Raw genomic sequence first — 14,225 nt, forward strand, 5'->3', positions numbered from 1 at the left:
AGAGAGCAAAGAGGCGGTCAGACTGCCATATTTTTTCCTGACTGGCACCTGTTAGTTCCGCGTGGGATACTGTCTGCCCCAACGCAGGAGTGAAACATGTTTATAGGAATACCGGCTCTCTCTCACGAGCAGCAGCAGCAGGCCGTCGAACGTATTCAGGAATTGATGGCGGGAGGTTTGTCGAGCGGTGAAGCGATCACCCAGGTGGCGCAGGAGATCCGACAAAATTTCAAGGGCGAACGGATTCGGGCGCTATTCGAAGACGAAGATGAAGAAAACGAAGAGGAATAACGCCCGGCGTTTTAACGTGCAGCGATAATTTTAATTTCGATTTTGTACTTCGGATTCAACAGACCGGCCTGTACCGTGCAGCGCACCGGCGCATTACCTGGCGAGACCCATGCGTCCCATGCGCGGTTCATCGCAGGGAAATCGGCCTTATCCACCAGAAACAGCGTCGCATCAAGGATTTTGCTTTTATCGCTACCGAGCCGTGTCAGAATCGCATCAATCACTGCCAGCGCATTGGCTGTCTGCGCTTCTGCGTCGGCATCCAGATTCTCAGGCACGCTGGTGTAATAGATCGTGTCGTTGTGGATCACGGCTTCGGACATACGGTGTTCCGGGTCAATGCGGGTAATACTCATCGGTTTCTCCCTGGTTAATTGCGCAATAGCCTGGCACACTCCCGACATCGCTGTCACCCCTTACGCTTTACAGGCAGCGCTCAACAATCGCCTGTCTGTCCGCCATCACCTGAGGCGCCATCCGGAAAGTCGTGAAATATTTCACCTCAGCCCCTTTTCGGCGGGGCGACACATCCGCAAAAATCGAATCTTCCCAGGTAAAAACGCTGATCTCGCTGCCGTTGGGCTGGGTGTGGGTGGTGTTATCTCTGGCAATGACGCTGGTGGTGGACCAGCCGCGATAAATACAGTCGCTGAGCTGAGGGACGGTGCGGGTGCTTTGACCCTGAAAAACAGGCTGCTGCAGACGAGTCTGATCAGGCGTGGGTGCCTGGCAGCCGCAGAGCAGCAGCACGCCAGCCAGAGAGCCGATGCGGAAACAGTTCATACATTCCTCCGCCTGAGTCAGGCAGTCGGGTTAAGGCCATCTGTTTAACACCGCCTGATCGGCAATGTTAAACCAGTCTCAGCACGTCAGCCTACGGGTGCCACATCCCAACGGTAAGCTGATTTAATCATTATAATCCGCGCGTTTGTTTACTCGCTGCGTTCCTCTGCATTTGCTAACTGCATCACACTGTCTGCATCATGATCATGAGCCGCGGACGTTGTCACTGTTGCAGCCCTGCTGCACTAAAGCAGCATGAAGCGTCGAAAGAGCGGGAGAAGTGAGGGCACGCGCGGCATAAAAATGTTATAAAACAGCAGATAAATCGCGCTACGGATGAGGATTCAGGCATGGCGAATACGCAGTATCTTTTTTGGGTGATGGTCGGCGCACTGACGCTGCTGTTTATTGTGGTTTCGGCGTTTGTTGGATTGTCCCGTGGCACTAAGCAGGGCTTTATTACCTTCGCTATTCTGTTCATCGTTATGCTGGCGGGCGCGTTGTACGTCCGCTTATAAGCAGGTCGCAACAGCAGCGTCACCAATGATCGTGATATCAGGTCACCAGCCAGAAACAGATAAACGCCCTGTACCAGAATGAGCCGTATCTGGCTGAGCGGCCTGCTTTATCTCGCGCTTTTTATCTGGCCAGTGTTGAATCAACCCTGCTATTGCTGCTCAAAAAACTCACCATGCAAGGGTAGCGCTTACTGCGAAAATCCACCGTGATATTGATGGTGAGATCCTGCGGCGCCCCATCTGAACGTCGTCTGCGTTATGTTCTTCTCTGGATTACCCGCTAACGGCTCGATATGTCTCCCCGCCAGCACGCCCATCTGTCCAGGCGGCGCATATCTGATAAAAAGTATTCGTCCAGCAGGCATAAATAACGCTATTTTTGCTAGCCGCTGGCCTCTGAAGTGAAAATGTAATAAGCGACATCAGCGGGGGCGATTCCTTCAACACGTTTTTGTGCAATACCCTGTTTTACAGATTCTGGAAAACGCAGGTAAATACGGTTGTCTTCACTGAATAAGGCTTTATCTATCTCTATCCCGTCATCTTTGAAACAGGATGCATAGGTGTCCCTGAATAGTTTACTGACATTATCGATATCTCTGCTGAGTAAAATGACTTCATTTTTTTTCAGATAGTTGCTCTGAATGTTTTGACTCGCTGCAGGGTGGATTAAAAATGTTGCGCTGGGTAATGTTTCCCTTTGCGCCCCTGAGCAATAAATCAGGGTAGCCGCCGAACCCGTCATTGCGGCATTGATGGTTTTTATCGGAATCCTTGACCCCCTGACGGCCTGGCCGCCCATATAGCCAGCTTCCATGTCGCCGCCAAAGCTGTTTATATAAAGCGATATTTCTTTTACAGCGGGGTAACTTGCATTAATATCATCGATGCCTGCCATCAATTCTGCCACTTTAGTGCCATTAACCTCGCCAATGTAAACAATTTTTGCCGATTTTATCTCTTGCGCTTTCAGGGTGTTATTTATCACCACTGACGTTTTCGCTATGCAGCAAGCGGAAGTGACGCCCAATAATAGAAAAGTGAAATAACGCACCATAAAAAACTCCATTTAAGGGTATGACGCTGTCAGTTTAAGGATCAGTAATGTTTAAAAAGAAAATAGCCCGTTGTAACTTCCAGGGTAATGATATAGAAGATGAGTACGATGAATATCAATAATAAACTCGCCCTGGCGTAGTTTTTCTTTGAACGTTTAGTCCTTCGGTTTAAGGACCAGTAAAGCAGCATAAAAATATTTAATACGGGTATGCCGGTTAAAATTAATGTGACAATCCAATCCCATAGGGAGACATCATCGACGTGTTGATTATTTTCCACAGTGTTTTTTACGCTATGTGAGTGGTGGAGTAACGACGTTAACTGCTACGACGTGCAGATCATTTCCTGACTGCTGACGAGTTTTTATAGATTCGCTGAGGATAAACGTCAGACCAGTCTGGTTGTTCGCCGGACATAATCGCGCGCCGCTGTGCAGGGCTGATTCCCTGGTTTATATGCGGCATGACAGGTTCACTATGTTGACCAACTGGGTTGAGTTTGACCTCATCGTTGGTAACGCAACCGCTCAGCGTCAGAATCACTAAGCTATACCGGGGTAATTTTGGGAACAATGATATTTCTCCTTGTTGAGATAATGGTGTCCATTTTGACGGATAGATGCAACAGGGCAGCAACAGCCAGACTACATCCCACTTAACTTATAATATAAAACCCCACTTCGTTAACATTAACGGATATCTTTAGCGAGATAGTCTTAAACGGCCTTTTAAAGAGGACGGATGCCGTGGGGCATGGTTTCTATTGTGATGTGACTCATCCGGCGACAATTTTTTATTGCCTGTGAGAGATAACAGAACGCCTGAATTTTTAATTACCTCTCTACCATCTGTTAAGTCAGCGTGGCTGCATCAGAGGAAATATTCAATCCGCTAATGCTCACAGGTTACGTTTAAATTCTGTCTCTTTTATATCAGGGATTTTTTCTTATAACAACATAACGATGTTTAATGCTACTCCTGTTGAGTTTTTATTTAATGTTACCTTTCTTTGTGCATAATTGTGCTTTGAATCGCATCATTAACTTTTCGTGTCCCTATATTATAGGCAGTTAAGTTCCGGCCTTTTATTCATTAAACGAGTAAGAGGTTTTTTTGAAAACAGAGGTTTTTTAACGGCGAATTATTAAACCCGCTATCAGACTGACGTCAATGATAACGCGGCTGGGGGAGGCGAATGGGCATCCAATTAACCGGTACGCTATCAGCACCGGCTGTGACGCAAGGCTGTTTCACGCAGTGGCGAAGCAGAGTCTGCGGCAGCGCCCGCATTTCTGATATCTTTTGCGAGCCTTGCAAAACAGATGGCAGGAGTAAGCTACACTCAAAGGGCATAGCAAAATTGCTATCTGACACCGGAGGAAATTATGTCTGAACGCCCTGATTACGATGAGCCGCTGCCCGATGACGCTGAGATTTATCCTGAAGATGAGGAAGAAGATGAAGAAGAGGAACCATTAGAAAAGGATGTCTAGCGTCACCTGCATAATCTTTTATGACGCGTTATCGCGTTGCACCGCAAAACCGCCTGCGTGCAGTTTTGCGGTTTCTTACGTCGCCTGAATTTAGTGCAAAATTTCCCTCCCGGCTCGTTTCGACGATCAAAATGATAAATACAGAAAAATGAAACTCTTTTATTCAGAGAGATTGATATCAACCCTTTCCTGAAGTGCTTAAAAACGTCACATCGTGGTGTTTGTTAATTAAATTAACATTGATTGTAATTATAAACTCTTTATTCGTTCTGATTTTGATTTAACGCATTTTGTCACCTTGCTGATTCAGTAGTCAGCGGAATAGTATCCCTGCCGCAAATAAGCTTATAAAGCAGGGATAAAAATGAAATTACCAAAAATGTTAAGTCTGGTTGTGGCGCTTTCTACCCTCAACGTAGCCGGTGCGGCGGAACCGCACTGGACGTACGAAGGCAAAGCTGGCCCGGAACACTGGAGCGAACTGACCAGCGACTTCCACATCTGCCACGAAGGTAAGTCCCAGTCGCCTATCAATATTAAAGATCCGATTGAGGGACATTTACAGGCACTCGATCTGGCCTACCATACGTCGGCTGAGAAGGTGATCAACAATGGCCACACGATTCAGGTGACCGTTGATGAAGAAGATGATTTTATACTGGATCGGGAAAAGTTCACGCTGCGTCAGTATCACTTCCATACGCCGAGTGAGAACCAGATCAATGGGCACACCTTTCCCCTTGAAGCCCACTTTGTACACAGCAAAGAGGATGGCGATCTGGCCGTGGTCGCGGTGATGTTTAAGGTCGGTAAAGAGAATCCGGCGCTGGCACCGTTGATCGACGCTATGCCGAAACAGGAAAACCAGCAGGTAACCATTAATCGCCAGGTAAACTTACGCGATCTCTTCCCGGAAGATCTGCACTATTATCGTTTCAGTGGCTCCCTGACGACGCCGCCCTGCAGCGAAGGGATTCGCTGGCTGGTGCTGAAACAGCCGGTTTCGCTCTCTCAGGCGCAGCTCGACGCCTTTAAACAGGCGCTGAAAACCACCAATAATCGTCCGTTGCAGCATCTCAATGGGCGCATGATTGTAGAGTAGTCACAGCGATTTCTACTGCCTTTCGCGGTGCAACTTCTCATCAGGTATCCCGATGCTGCGAGAGACTCTTTTCAGGCGGCCACCTGCCGCCTTTGTCCCATCTTTCAGACGCGATCCTGAGACACTGGTTGCCACACTCCCAACGGCTAAAAATAGATAAACTATTGATAATTATCAATTTTGCTTTGTTGATCCAATACTGACATAATTACAGTGTTTTTGCCGTTCTTAGTGAGGGTATGTGGCAGACGATTTTGCAGTGGATGGCGCGCTGGCGCTCGCGATCGCAGGCTTTAAGCCGCGTGAAGCACAGCGTGAGATGGCGCAGGCGGTATCTGAAGCCGTAAAACAGCAGGGTGAACTGGTGGTCGAGGCCGGTACCGGCACCGGAAAAACTTATGCCTACCTGGCTCCCGCTCTGCGGGCCGGTAAAAAAGTCATTGTCTCCACCGGATCCAAGGCGCTGCAGGATCAGCTCTATGGCCGCGATCTGCCTACGATGATCAAGGCGCTGGATTTCAAAGGTAAAACGGCCTTGCTGAAAGGACGCTCCAACTACCTTTGCCTGGAACGCATGGAACAGCAATCGATGGCGGGCGGCGATCTCACCGCGCAGGGGCTGACCGATCTGGTGACGCTGCGCAGCTGGTCATCGCAGACGGAAGATGGCGACATCAGCAGCTGTGCGGGCGTGACCGAAGACAGCCCGGTCTGGCCGCTGGTCACCAGCACCAACGATAACTGCCTCGGCACTGACTGCCCGCGCTATAAAGAGTGCTTTGTGGTCAAAGCGCGTAAGCGCGCGATGGACGCCGATGTAGTGGTCGTGAACCACCACTTGTTTCTTGCTGACCTGGTGGTAAAAGAGGGCGGCTTTGGCGAACTTATTCCCGAAGCTGATGTGATGATCTTCGATGAAGCCCATCAGCTGCCCGATATCGCCAGTCAGTATTTTGGTCAGCAACTCTCCAGCCGCCAGTTACTCGATCTCGCCAAAGATATTATTACCGCCTACCGCACCGAGGTGCGTGATGCTCAGCAGCTGCAGAAATCCGCTGACCGCCTGGCGCAGTGCGCGCAGGATTTTCGCCTGTCATTAGGCGATCCCGGCTATCGCGGTAACCTGCGTGAACTGCTGAGCGATAACAACATCCTGCGGATGTTTACGCTGCTGGATGATGCGCTTGAGCTCTGTTACGACGTTATCAAACTCTCACTGGGCCGTTCAGCCCTGCTGGATGCCGCCTTCGAGCGGGCCGCGCTCTACCGTGGCCGGTTAAAACGGCTGCGGGCGATTAACGAGCCGGGCTACAGCTACTGGTATGAATGTACCTCACGTCACTTTATCCTGGCGCTGACGCCGCTCTCGGTGGCAGAACGCTTCCGTGAAGTAATGGATAATCGTAAGGCTGCCTGGATCTTCACCTCAGCCACCCTGGCGGTGGATGAGAAAATGGCACACTTCGCCGAACGGCTGGGTGTGAATGCAGCAAAAAGCCTGATTCTGAACAGCCCGTTCGATTTTGCGAAGCAGGCGCTGCTCTGCGTTCCGCGCAATCTGCCTGAGCCTAACCGTCCGGGTGGTGCACGCCAGCTGGCCGCAATGATGAAGCCGCTGATTGATGCTAATAAAGGCCGCTGTTTCTTTCTGTGCACGTCGCACCTGATGATGCGTGAGCTGGCCGCAGAATTTCGCGCCTCAATGACGCTGCCCGTGCTGGTGCAGGGTGAAACCAGCAAGGGTCAGTTGCTGAAACAGTTCATCGATAAGGGCAATGCCCTGCTGGTGGCGACCAGCAGCTTCTGGGAAGGCGTGGATGTGCGGGGTGATGCGCTGTCGCTGGTGATCATCGATAAACTGCCGTTCACCTCACCGGAAGATCCGCTGTTGAAAGCCAGAATGGAAGATTGCCGGATTCGTGGCGGCGATCCCTTTACGGATGTGCAGCTGCCGGATGCGGTGATCACCCTGAAGCAGGGCGTGGGACGTTTAATCCGCGATACCGACGATCGTGGCGTACTGGTGATTTGCGATCAGCGTCTGGTTTCTCGTCCTTATGGCGCGCTGTTTCTCAATAGCCTGCCGCCGACGCCGCGCACCCGGGACATTGCCCGCGCCATCGCCTTTATCCGCCAGCAACCCGAACCAGACGCGTAATTTTATGCTAAGATGCGCGCCGTTTTCTTTCTTCTGAGGTAGTCATGTCAGCCCGAATTTTAGCGCTGGATACGGCGACAGAAGCCTGTTCAGCCGCCTTGCTGAATCAGCAACAGATTGATGCCCGATTCGAAATTGCCCCGCGCGATCACACCCAGCGTATTTTACCGCTGATCGAAGAGCTACTGCTGGCACAGCAGCTGGAACTGACCGACCTGGACGCGCTCGCCTTTGGTCGCGGCCCTGGCAGTTTTACCGGCGTGCGGATTGGCATTGGTATTGCGCAGGGACTGGCACTGGGCGCTTCTCTGCCGATGATCGCGGTTTCCACGCTGGCAACGCTGGCGGAAGGCGCGTGGCGTCTGCACGGTGCTACCCGGGTATTAACCGCTATTGATGCGCGGATGGGCGAGGTCTACTGGGCCGAATATCAGCGTGATGAACAGGGTGCCTGGCAGGGTGAGGCCAGCGAAAGCGTGCTGTCGCCCGAAGCGGCACTGGCCCGGATGCAGGCGCTTTCTGGCGAATGGATGACCGCAGGCACCGGCTGGCAGGCTTATCCTGCCCTGCAGCAGGGACACGAACTTACCCTGAACGCCAGTGACGTTACGCTGCCCGCTGCAGAAGATATGCTGCCGCTGGCAACCCTTGCGCTGGCACAGGGGAAGACGCTGCTGCCGGAAACGGCGGAGCCCACTTATCTGCGTAATGAAGTCGCCTGGAAAAAATTACCTGGCCGGTAAAATGCACGCAACTTATTGTTATGCGTCCAGTCTAACTCTTTACCTAACGGGAGAACGTCTATGTCGTCAATGTGTGGTAAAGGGCTTTCAGGTCTGCTGCTGACCTGTGTGCTGGCGTTAACCGGTTGTGTCTCAATTCCTGACACGCTGCAGGGCAGCTCACCTCAGCCGCAGCAGGATCTGTTGCGGGTCATGAGCGATCCTTCGCTCTTTGTCGGGCAGGAATCTCGCTTTGGCGGCAAGGTAGTGAATGTCACTAACCTGAACGGCAAAACCCGGCTTGAGATTGCTGCACAGCCGCTGGATGATAGCGCCAGACCGCGTCTGGGTGCGGCCTCGGTCGGTCGGATTTATGCCGATATCCGAGGTTTTGTTGATCCGGTGGATGTCAGAAATCAGTATGTGACGGTGCTGGGTACCCTTAAGGGGACAGAGCAGGGCAAAATTGGTGAAGCGGATTATAAATTTGCGGTCATCGATGTGCGCGGTTATCAGCGCTGGCGACTTACCCAGCAGGTGACAGCTCCACCTCAGCCGATGGATCCCTGGATCTGGTATGGTCCGACCCGCCATCGCGGTGGATACTGGGGCCCGAATCCCTACTGGGGAATGATGAACAGTGGGCCGGCAGAGGTGCAGATTATTCTGACTGAGTAAGTGCAAAAAACATTTAAGTATCAGCCCGGTCGCGGTGCTCGCTGCCGGGCTTTTTATTTGCCTGTTTTATCAGCACGAAATTTAGTGATGCACTTCGCAACCTCAACATGCCAAAACAGGCAAACTGGTACAATCAGTTAAAATATTGTTAACAAACCAGATTGGCTGAGGCAGCGATGGAAATACAACAAAATTATCGGGGTGGATCCTTGAATAAGGTTTGGCTGAAACGCTACCCGGCAGATGTGCCTGCCGAAATAAGTGCAGATCGTTACACCTCGCTGGTGGATCTGTTTGAGCAGGCCGCAAAACGCTACGCCGATCAACCCGCGTTCCTGAACATGGGTCAGAAGATGAGTTATCGTCAGCTGGAAGAGAAGAGCCGCGCTTTTGCCGCCTATCTTCAGCAACAGCTGGGCCTGAAAGCGGGTGACCGGGTGGCACTGATGATGCCGAATTTACTGCAGTATCCGGTGGCCCTGTTTGGTGTGCTGCGTGCAGGTATGGTCGTGGTCAATGTGAATCCGCTCTATACGCCGCGCGAGCTGCAGCATCAGCTCAATGACAGTGGGGCCAGTGCGATTGTCATTGTCTCGAATTTTGCGCACACGCTGGAAAAAGTGGTGGCGAAAACTGCTGTGCGGCACGTCATCCTGACCCGGATGGGCGATCAGCTGGCGCCGATAAAAGCGACACTGGTTAACTTTGTCGTTAAGTATGTGAAGAAGCTGGTGCCCAAATACCATCTGCCGGGGGCAATCTCATTTCGCCACGTACTGGAAGTCGGCGAAACGCTCAATTATCAACGCCCGACGGTTTCCAATGACGATCTCGCCTTCCTGCAATACACCGGTGGCACCACTGGCGTGGCCAAAGGGGCGATGCTGACCCATCGCAACATGCAGGCGAATCTTGAGCAGACCCGCGCGACCTACGGCAAAGTGCTGCGCGACGGTAAAGAGTGTGTCGTCACCGCGCTGCCGCTTTATCACATCTTCGCCTTAACGGTGAATGGCCTGCTGTTCCTGGAGCTGGGCGGTCAGAATCTGTTGATCACCAATCCGCGCGATATTCCCGGCTTTGTTAAAGAGCTGGGGAAATTTCCGTTTACCGCCATTACTGGCGTGAATACGCTGTTTAACGCGCTACTCAACGATGAGCAGTTTAATAAACTCGATTTTTCAACGCTGCGTCTTTCCGCCGGTGGCGGAATGGCGGTGCAGAAAGTGGTGGCCGAGCGCTGGGAAAAACTGACCGGACACTATCTGCTGGAAGGCTATGGCCTGACAGAGTGTTCTCCGCTGGTGTCGGTCAATCCCTATGACATCAGCTGTCATACCGGCAGTATCGGTCTGCCGGTGCCCTCGACCGATGTGCTGATTCTGGATGACGACGGCAATGAAGTTCCCCCGGGTGAACCGGGCGAACTTTGCATCAGCGGCCCGCAGGTGATGCTGGGCTACTGGCAGCATCCGGAAGCGACAGCGGAAGTGCTGAAAAATGGCTGGCTCCACAGCGGTGATATTGTTACCGTTGACCAGGAAGGCTTTATTCGCATCGTTGACCGCAAAAAAGATATGATTCTGGTATCAGGTTTTAATGTCTATCCGAATGAAATCGAAGACGTGCTGATGCAGCATCCTAAAGTGCGTGAAGCCGCGGCTATCGGTGTGCCCAGCGATCTTTCTGGCGAAGCGGTAAAAGTCTGCATCGTGAAAAAAGATGCATCGCTCACCAAAGAAGAGGTGCTCGATCACTGTCGCCGTCAGCTGACCGGTTACAAGGTGCCGAAAATCATTGAGTTTCGTGATGAGTTGCCTAAAACCAACGTCGGCAAGATCCTGCGGCGTGAGCTGCGCGACGAGGCGAAACCCGGCGCGAGCTGAATCCGGGCAGAAATTGAGGTTGAACGCCGGCATGTCCGGCGTTTTTATTGTTTTTAACATGGAGCGCCGCGCGTTGTTGGCTGCGGTGGAAATCAGACGTGAACTATTCCCTTATCGACCAGGATGATCAACTGGCAGACGTGTGTCAGAAAGCGCGCCAGCACGCGGCGGTGGCCCTGGATACCGAATTTGTCCGCACCCGCACTTACTACCCTCAGCTTGGCCTGATCCAGCTGTTCGACGATCAGCAACTGGTGCTGATTGACCCGCTGAATATCCGTGACTGGTCACCCTTTATTGCCTTGCTTACCGACACCCGCGTCACCAAATTCCTGCATGCCGGGGGTGAAGATCTGGAAGTCTTCCTGCACCGTTTCGGCGTGCTGCCGACGCCCATGATCGATACCCAGATTCTGGCTGCCTTTTCTGGCCAGCCGCTCTCCTGGGGTTTTGCCTCAATGGTGGCGCATTTCACTCAGGTCGAACTCGATAAAAGTGAATCACGCACGGACTGGCTGGCGCGCCCTCTGACCCAGCGTCAGTGCGAGTATGCGGCGGCGGACGTTCACTATCTGTTGCCAATTGCGCGTCAGCTGATGATCAATACGGAAGAGGCCGGCAATATGTCGGCGGCACTCAGTGAGTGCGATAACCTGTGTCAGCGTCGTCTGGATAGCCTGTCGCCGGATGAAGCCTGGCGGGATATTACCAATGCCTGGCAGTTGCGCCCGCGTCAGCTGGCGGCGTTACAGCGACTGGCGGCCTGGCGTCTGAAGCTGGCGCGTGAAAAAGATATGGCCGTTAACTTTGTGGTGCGCGAAGAGCACCTGTGGAAAGTGGCGCGCTTTATGCCCGGCTCGCTGGGCGAGCTGGATCATCTGGGGCTGTCAGGCCACGAAATTCGTTTCCACGGCAAAGCGCTGGTGGCGCTGGTGGCAGAAGCTGAGGCGCTGGATGAGAGCGAACTGCCGGCTCCGCTGGGCAATCTGATTGACCATCCGCACTACAAGCCAGTGTTTAAAGCGATGAAAGCGCTGGTGCAGCAGGTGAGCGAGCAGAGTGGATTCAGTCAGGAGCTGCTGGCGTCACGACGTCAGATTAATCAGGTATTAAGTCAGCACTGGGGCCTGAAGCCACAGGGACGTCAGCCGGAGTTACTCACCGGATGGCGGGGCGAACTGCTGAAACCCGGCATTGAGGAGATTCTGGCGGGTTGTTAACCGGTTAAATTTCCCCTGCCAGAGCGCAGGGGAAATTCAGCAAACGGTCAGCGTCATTTAGTCACTTCATCCGTTTCCGGCAGCGTCACGTTCAGCTCCAGAATCGAGATATCATCACCTTTCTGGTCGAGCTGAACCGTTACCATTTCTGGATCGATCTTCACATATCTGCAAATCACTTCCAGAATGTCGCGCTTAAGTTGCGGAAGATAGTGGGGCTCACTGTCGCCCCTTCTCCGTTCTGCCACGATAATCTGCAGCCTTTCCTTGGCTATATTGGCAGTGTTCTTCTTCCGGGATAAAAAGAAATCAAGTAATGCCATGGTTTATCCCCCGAACAGGCGTTTCAGGAAACCCTTCTTCTCTTCTTCGATAAAGCGGAAGGGGCGTACTTCACCGAGCAACCGTTCAACGGTATCGGCATAGGCTTTGCCAGCATCAGATTCGCCGTCAAGAATCACCGGTTCGCCCTGGTTAGAGGCACGTAACACCGATTGATCTTCAGGGATCACGCCGACCAGAGGAATGCGCAGGATCTCCAGCACATCTTCCATGCTCAGCATATCGCCACGGTTCACCCGGCCAGGGTTATAGCGGGTCAGCAGCAGATGCTCCTTCACCGGGTCCTGACTGTTTTCAGCGCGACGGGATTTGGATGAGATGATGCCGAGGATGCGGTCGGAGTCGCGGACAGAAGAGACTTCCGGGTTGGTGGTAATAATGGCTTCATCGGCAAAGTAGAGCGCCATCAGTGCGCCCGTTTCAATCCCTGCCGGTGAGTCACAGACGATGAAATCGAACTCCATCTTAGCCAAATCGTTCAGAACTTTTTCTACACCCTCACGGGTCAGCGCATCTTTATCACGGGTCTGCGACGCAGGCAGAATGTAGAGCTGCTCCGTGCGTTTGTCGCGAATCAGCGCCTGGTTCAGTGTGGCATCGCCCTGGATCACATTAACGAAGTCGTAGACCACACGGCGCTCACAGCCCATGATCAAATCCAGGTTACGCAGACCGATATCAAAATCGATCACAACTGTCTTTTTGCCTTTCTGCGCTAAACCGGTGGCGATGGCCGCGCTTGACGTGGTCTTACCAACGCCCCCTTTACCGGATGTAACTACAATAATGCGTGCCATAAATGTTGATTTCCTTAACAAAAGAAAAGGGGCCTAATTAAGTGTCTGGATAGTCAGCGCGCCATCCTGCAGGCACAGGCGCGCAGCTTTACCAAAAAATTCTTGCGGGATCTGATCCATGATCCAGTACTCTCCGGCAATCGAGACCAGCTCGGCAGCCAGGTTGGTACAAAAAATCTGGCAGTTGCGGTCACCGCTGGCACCCGCCAGGGCGCGACCGCGCATCATGCCGTAAATGTGAATATTGCCATCGGCGACCAGTTCGGCGCCGGCGCTGACGCTGCTGGTGATGATCAAATCGGCGTCACGCGCATAAATCTGCTGGCCCGAGCGCACCGGAGTGTTCACGATGCGGGTTTTCGTTGCTACCGTTTCGGTTACAGCCGGCAGAGGTTCAGGTATCGGCTGCGGCGCGGCGGCTTGCGGTCTGGCCTCTTTACCTTCTGCCAGCACGGGCAGGCCGGCACGGGCGATCATACGTTTCAGCGCTTCGTCTTTGCAGCCGCTTACGCCGACAATGCGTAAACCGGTGGCGAGAACCGCCTGTTGCAACAGTTTCCAGTTAACATCGGCACTTAATGTCGAGACGTTAAGTACCACCGGCGCGTTTTTCAGGAAATCTGGAGCCTGGTCAATCTTGTCCTGGAGTGCCTTGCGAATCACCGCAGGGTCATGGTGATGCAAATGGACGACAGACAGGGTGAAACTGCTACCTTTGAATTCGATTGGCGTTTGCGACATCTGTCCCGACTCAGTCCTGTTTTCACTACCGAAAGCCTGGCGATGATAAAATCATCGTTGAAGAGCTAACGGTGAATATTCGAAGTTCTGCAAGCATGTTATAGTTACAGCTATATTCAGACAAGCCTCAACGCCGGTTAATTCGAGTAAAAAATATGTTTTGTGTGATCTACAGAAGCCCGTTACGTGACCAGACTTATCTCTATGTTGAAAAAAAGGACGATTTCTCGCGCGTTCCGGAAGAATTGCTGAAAGGCTTTGGCAAGCCGCAGCTGGCGATGGTGCTTAAGCTGGCGGGGCGGGACAGGCTGGCTAATGCGGATATCAATAAAGTTAAGCAGGGATTGAGCGAGCAGGGCTATTATTTACAGCTCCCTCCGCCGATTGAAAGTCTCCTCAACATTCATTTACAGGCCGATAAAAAACTTTAACTCGG

The 14,225-nt window shown here is 52.5% G+C and carries 15 protein-coding genes; 9 read left to right on the forward strand and 6 right to left on the reverse strand.

Annotated features, from left to right (window positions below):
• Positions 1–96: 96 nt before the first annotated feature.
• Positions 97–291 carry a YoaH family protein gene (locus HFD94_RS05220; protein WP_010260545.1) on the forward strand — a complete coding sequence of 65 codons (195 nt, stop codon included), beginning with the start codon at positions 97–99 and terminating at the stop codon, positions 289–291.
• A gap of 11 nt (positions 292–302) precedes the next feature.
• On the opposite strand, the gene HFD94_RS05225 is transcribed toward HFD94_RS05220, so the two are convergent.
• Entirely contained in the window at positions 303–647 is a 345-nt protein-coding gene (locus HFD94_RS05225) for a RidA family protein (RefSeq protein ID WP_003852699.1), read from the reverse strand.
• Positions 648–714: 67 nt separating this feature from the next.
• Positions 715–1,074 (reverse strand): hypothetical protein, encoded by a 360-nt coding sequence (locus HFD94_RS05230; RefSeq protein ID WP_033757884.1) that lies wholly within the window; start codon positions 1,072–1,074, stop codon positions 715–717.
• A 350-nt stretch (positions 1,075–1,424) separates the two neighbouring features.
• On the opposite strand from HFD94_RS05230, the gene HFD94_RS05235 reads away from it, so the two are divergent.
• Positions 1,425–1,592 (forward strand): hypothetical protein, encoded by a 168-nt coding sequence (locus tag HFD94_RS05235; RefSeq protein ID WP_167432858.1) that lies wholly within the window; start codon positions 1,425–1,427, stop codon positions 1,590–1,592.
• A 382-nt stretch (positions 1,593–1,974) separates the two neighbouring features.
• On the opposite strand, the gene HFD94_RS05240 is transcribed toward HFD94_RS05235, so the two are convergent.
• Positions 1,975–2,649 (reverse strand): ATP-dependent Clp protease proteolytic subunit, encoded by a 675-nt coding sequence (locus HFD94_RS05240; RefSeq protein WP_167432859.1) that lies wholly within the window; start codon positions 2,647–2,649, stop codon positions 1,975–1,977.
• Positions 2,650–4,507: 1,858 nt separating this feature from the next.
• Here HFD94_RS05240 and HFD94_RS05245 point away from each other — a divergent pair.
• The 6 genes from HFD94_RS05245 (at position 4,508) to rnd (ending at position 11,909) form a co-directional block, all read left to right on the forward strand.
• Entirely contained in the window at positions 4,508–5,245 is a 738-nt protein-coding gene (locus HFD94_RS05245) for a carbonic anhydrase (RefSeq protein WP_045139910.1), read from the forward strand.
• A 241-nt stretch (positions 5,246–5,486) separates the two neighbouring features.
• A complete protein-coding gene (locus HFD94_RS05250; RefSeq protein ID WP_010260556.1) occupies positions 5,487–7,403 on the forward strand; it encodes an ATP-dependent DNA helicase in 1,917 nt (638 codons plus the stop codon).
• Between the two features lie 44 nt (positions 7,404–7,447).
• Positions 7,448–8,146 carry a tRNA (adenosine(37)-N6)-threonylcarbamoyltransferase complex dimerization subunit type 1 TsaB gene (gene tsaB, locus HFD94_RS05255; RefSeq protein ID WP_010260559.1) on the forward strand — a complete coding sequence of 233 codons (699 nt, stop codon included), beginning with the start codon at positions 7,448–7,450 and terminating at the stop codon, positions 8,144–8,146.
• Positions 8,147–8,206: 60 nt separating this feature from the next.
• On the forward strand, positions 8,207–8,803 hold the full coding sequence (locus tag HFD94_RS05260) for a Slp family lipoprotein (RefSeq protein ID WP_167432860.1): 597 nt from the start codon (positions 8,207–8,209) through the stop codon (positions 8,801–8,803).
• Positions 8,804–9,012: 209 nt separating this feature from the next.
• Positions 9,013–10,689 (forward strand): long-chain-fatty-acid--CoA ligase FadD, encoded by a 1,677-nt coding sequence (fadD, locus tag HFD94_RS05265; protein ID WP_010260565.1) that lies wholly within the window; start codon positions 9,013–9,015, stop codon positions 10,687–10,689.
• A gap of 98 nt (positions 10,690–10,787) precedes the next feature.
• Entirely contained in the window at positions 10,788–11,909 is a 1,122-nt protein-coding gene (gene rnd / locus HFD94_RS05270; protein WP_010260566.1) for a ribonuclease D, read from the forward strand.
• A gap of 53 nt (positions 11,910–11,962) precedes the next feature.
• On the opposite strand, the gene minE is transcribed toward rnd, so the two are convergent.
• Genes minE through minC form a run of 3 tightly spaced genes read right to left on the reverse strand, consistent with a single transcriptional unit; the run spans position 11,963 to position 13,789 of the window.
• The gene (minE, locus tag HFD94_RS05275; protein WP_008925314.1) at positions 11,963–12,232 is read right to left on the reverse strand and encodes a cell division topological specificity factor MinE; all 270 of its coding nucleotides are present in this window, start codon (positions 12,230–12,232) and stop codon (positions 11,963–11,965) included.
• A 3-nt stretch (positions 12,233–12,235) separates the two neighbouring features.
• Positions 12,236–13,048: a septum site-determining protein MinD gene (gene minD / locus HFD94_RS05280; protein ID WP_010260569.1), complete on the reverse strand. Its 813-nt coding sequence runs from the start codon at positions 13,046–13,048 to the stop codon at positions 12,236–12,238.
• Positions 13,049–13,081: 33 nt separating this feature from the next.
• Entirely contained in the window at positions 13,082–13,789 is a 708-nt protein-coding gene (gene minC / locus HFD94_RS05285; protein ID WP_010260571.1) for a septum site-determining protein MinC, read from the reverse strand.
• Positions 13,790–13,944: 155 nt separating this feature from the next.
• On the opposite strand from minC, the gene HFD94_RS05290 reads away from it, so the two are divergent.
• Positions 13,945–14,220, forward strand: a complete 276-nt coding sequence (locus HFD94_RS05290; protein ID WP_010260572.1) for a YcgL domain-containing protein — start codon at positions 13,945–13,947, stop codon at positions 14,218–14,220.
• Positions 14,221–14,225 lie beyond the last annotated feature (5 nt).

Source organism: Pantoea sp. EKM20T, assembly GCF_011800485.1.
GTDB lineage: Bacteria > Pseudomonadota > Gammaproteobacteria > Enterobacterales > Enterobacteriaceae > Pantoea > Pantoea agglomerans.

Coding starts and splice junctions, on each gene's coding strand:
- HFD94_RS05220 (WP_010260545.1), top strand. CDS start 97: ATGTTTATAGGAATACCGGCTCTCTCTCACGAGCAGCAGCAGCAGGCC.
- HFD94_RS05225 (WP_003852699.1), bottom strand. CDS start 647: ATGAGTATTACCCGCATTGACCCGGAACACCGTATGTCCGAAGCCGTG.
- HFD94_RS05230 (WP_033757884.1), bottom strand. CDS start 1,074: ATGAACTGTTTCCGCATCGGCTCTCTGGCTGGCGTGCTGCTGCTCTGC.
- HFD94_RS05235 (WP_167432858.1), top strand. CDS start 1,425: ATGGCGAATACGCAGTATCTTTTTTGGGTGATGGTCGGCGCACTGACG.
- HFD94_RS05240 (WP_167432859.1), bottom strand. CDS start 2,649: ATGGTGCGTTATTTCACTTTTCTATTATTGGGCGTCACTTCCGCTTGC.
- HFD94_RS05245 (WP_045139910.1), top strand. CDS start 4,508: ATGAAATTACCAAAAATGTTAAGTCTGGTTGTGGCGCTTTCTACCCTC.
- tsaB (WP_010260559.1), top strand. CDS start 7,448: ATGTCAGCCCGAATTTTAGCGCTGGATACGGCGACAGAAGCCTGTTCA.
- HFD94_RS05260 (WP_167432860.1), top strand. CDS start 8,207: ATGTCGTCAATGTGTGGTAAAGGGCTTTCAGGTCTGCTGCTGACCTGT.
- minE (WP_008925314.1), bottom strand. CDS start 12,232: ATGGCATTACTTGATTTCTTTTTATCCCGGAAGAAGAACACTGCCAAT.
- minD (WP_010260569.1), bottom strand. CDS start 13,048: ATGGCACGCATTATTGTAGTTACATCCGGTAAAGGGGGCGTTGGTAAG.
- minC (WP_010260571.1), bottom strand. CDS start 13,789: ATGTCGCAAACGCCAATCGAATTCAAAGGTAGCAGTTTCACCCTGTCT.
- HFD94_RS05290 (WP_010260572.1), top strand. CDS start 13,945: ATGTTTTGTGTGATCTACAGAAGCCCGTTACGTGACCAGACTTATCTC.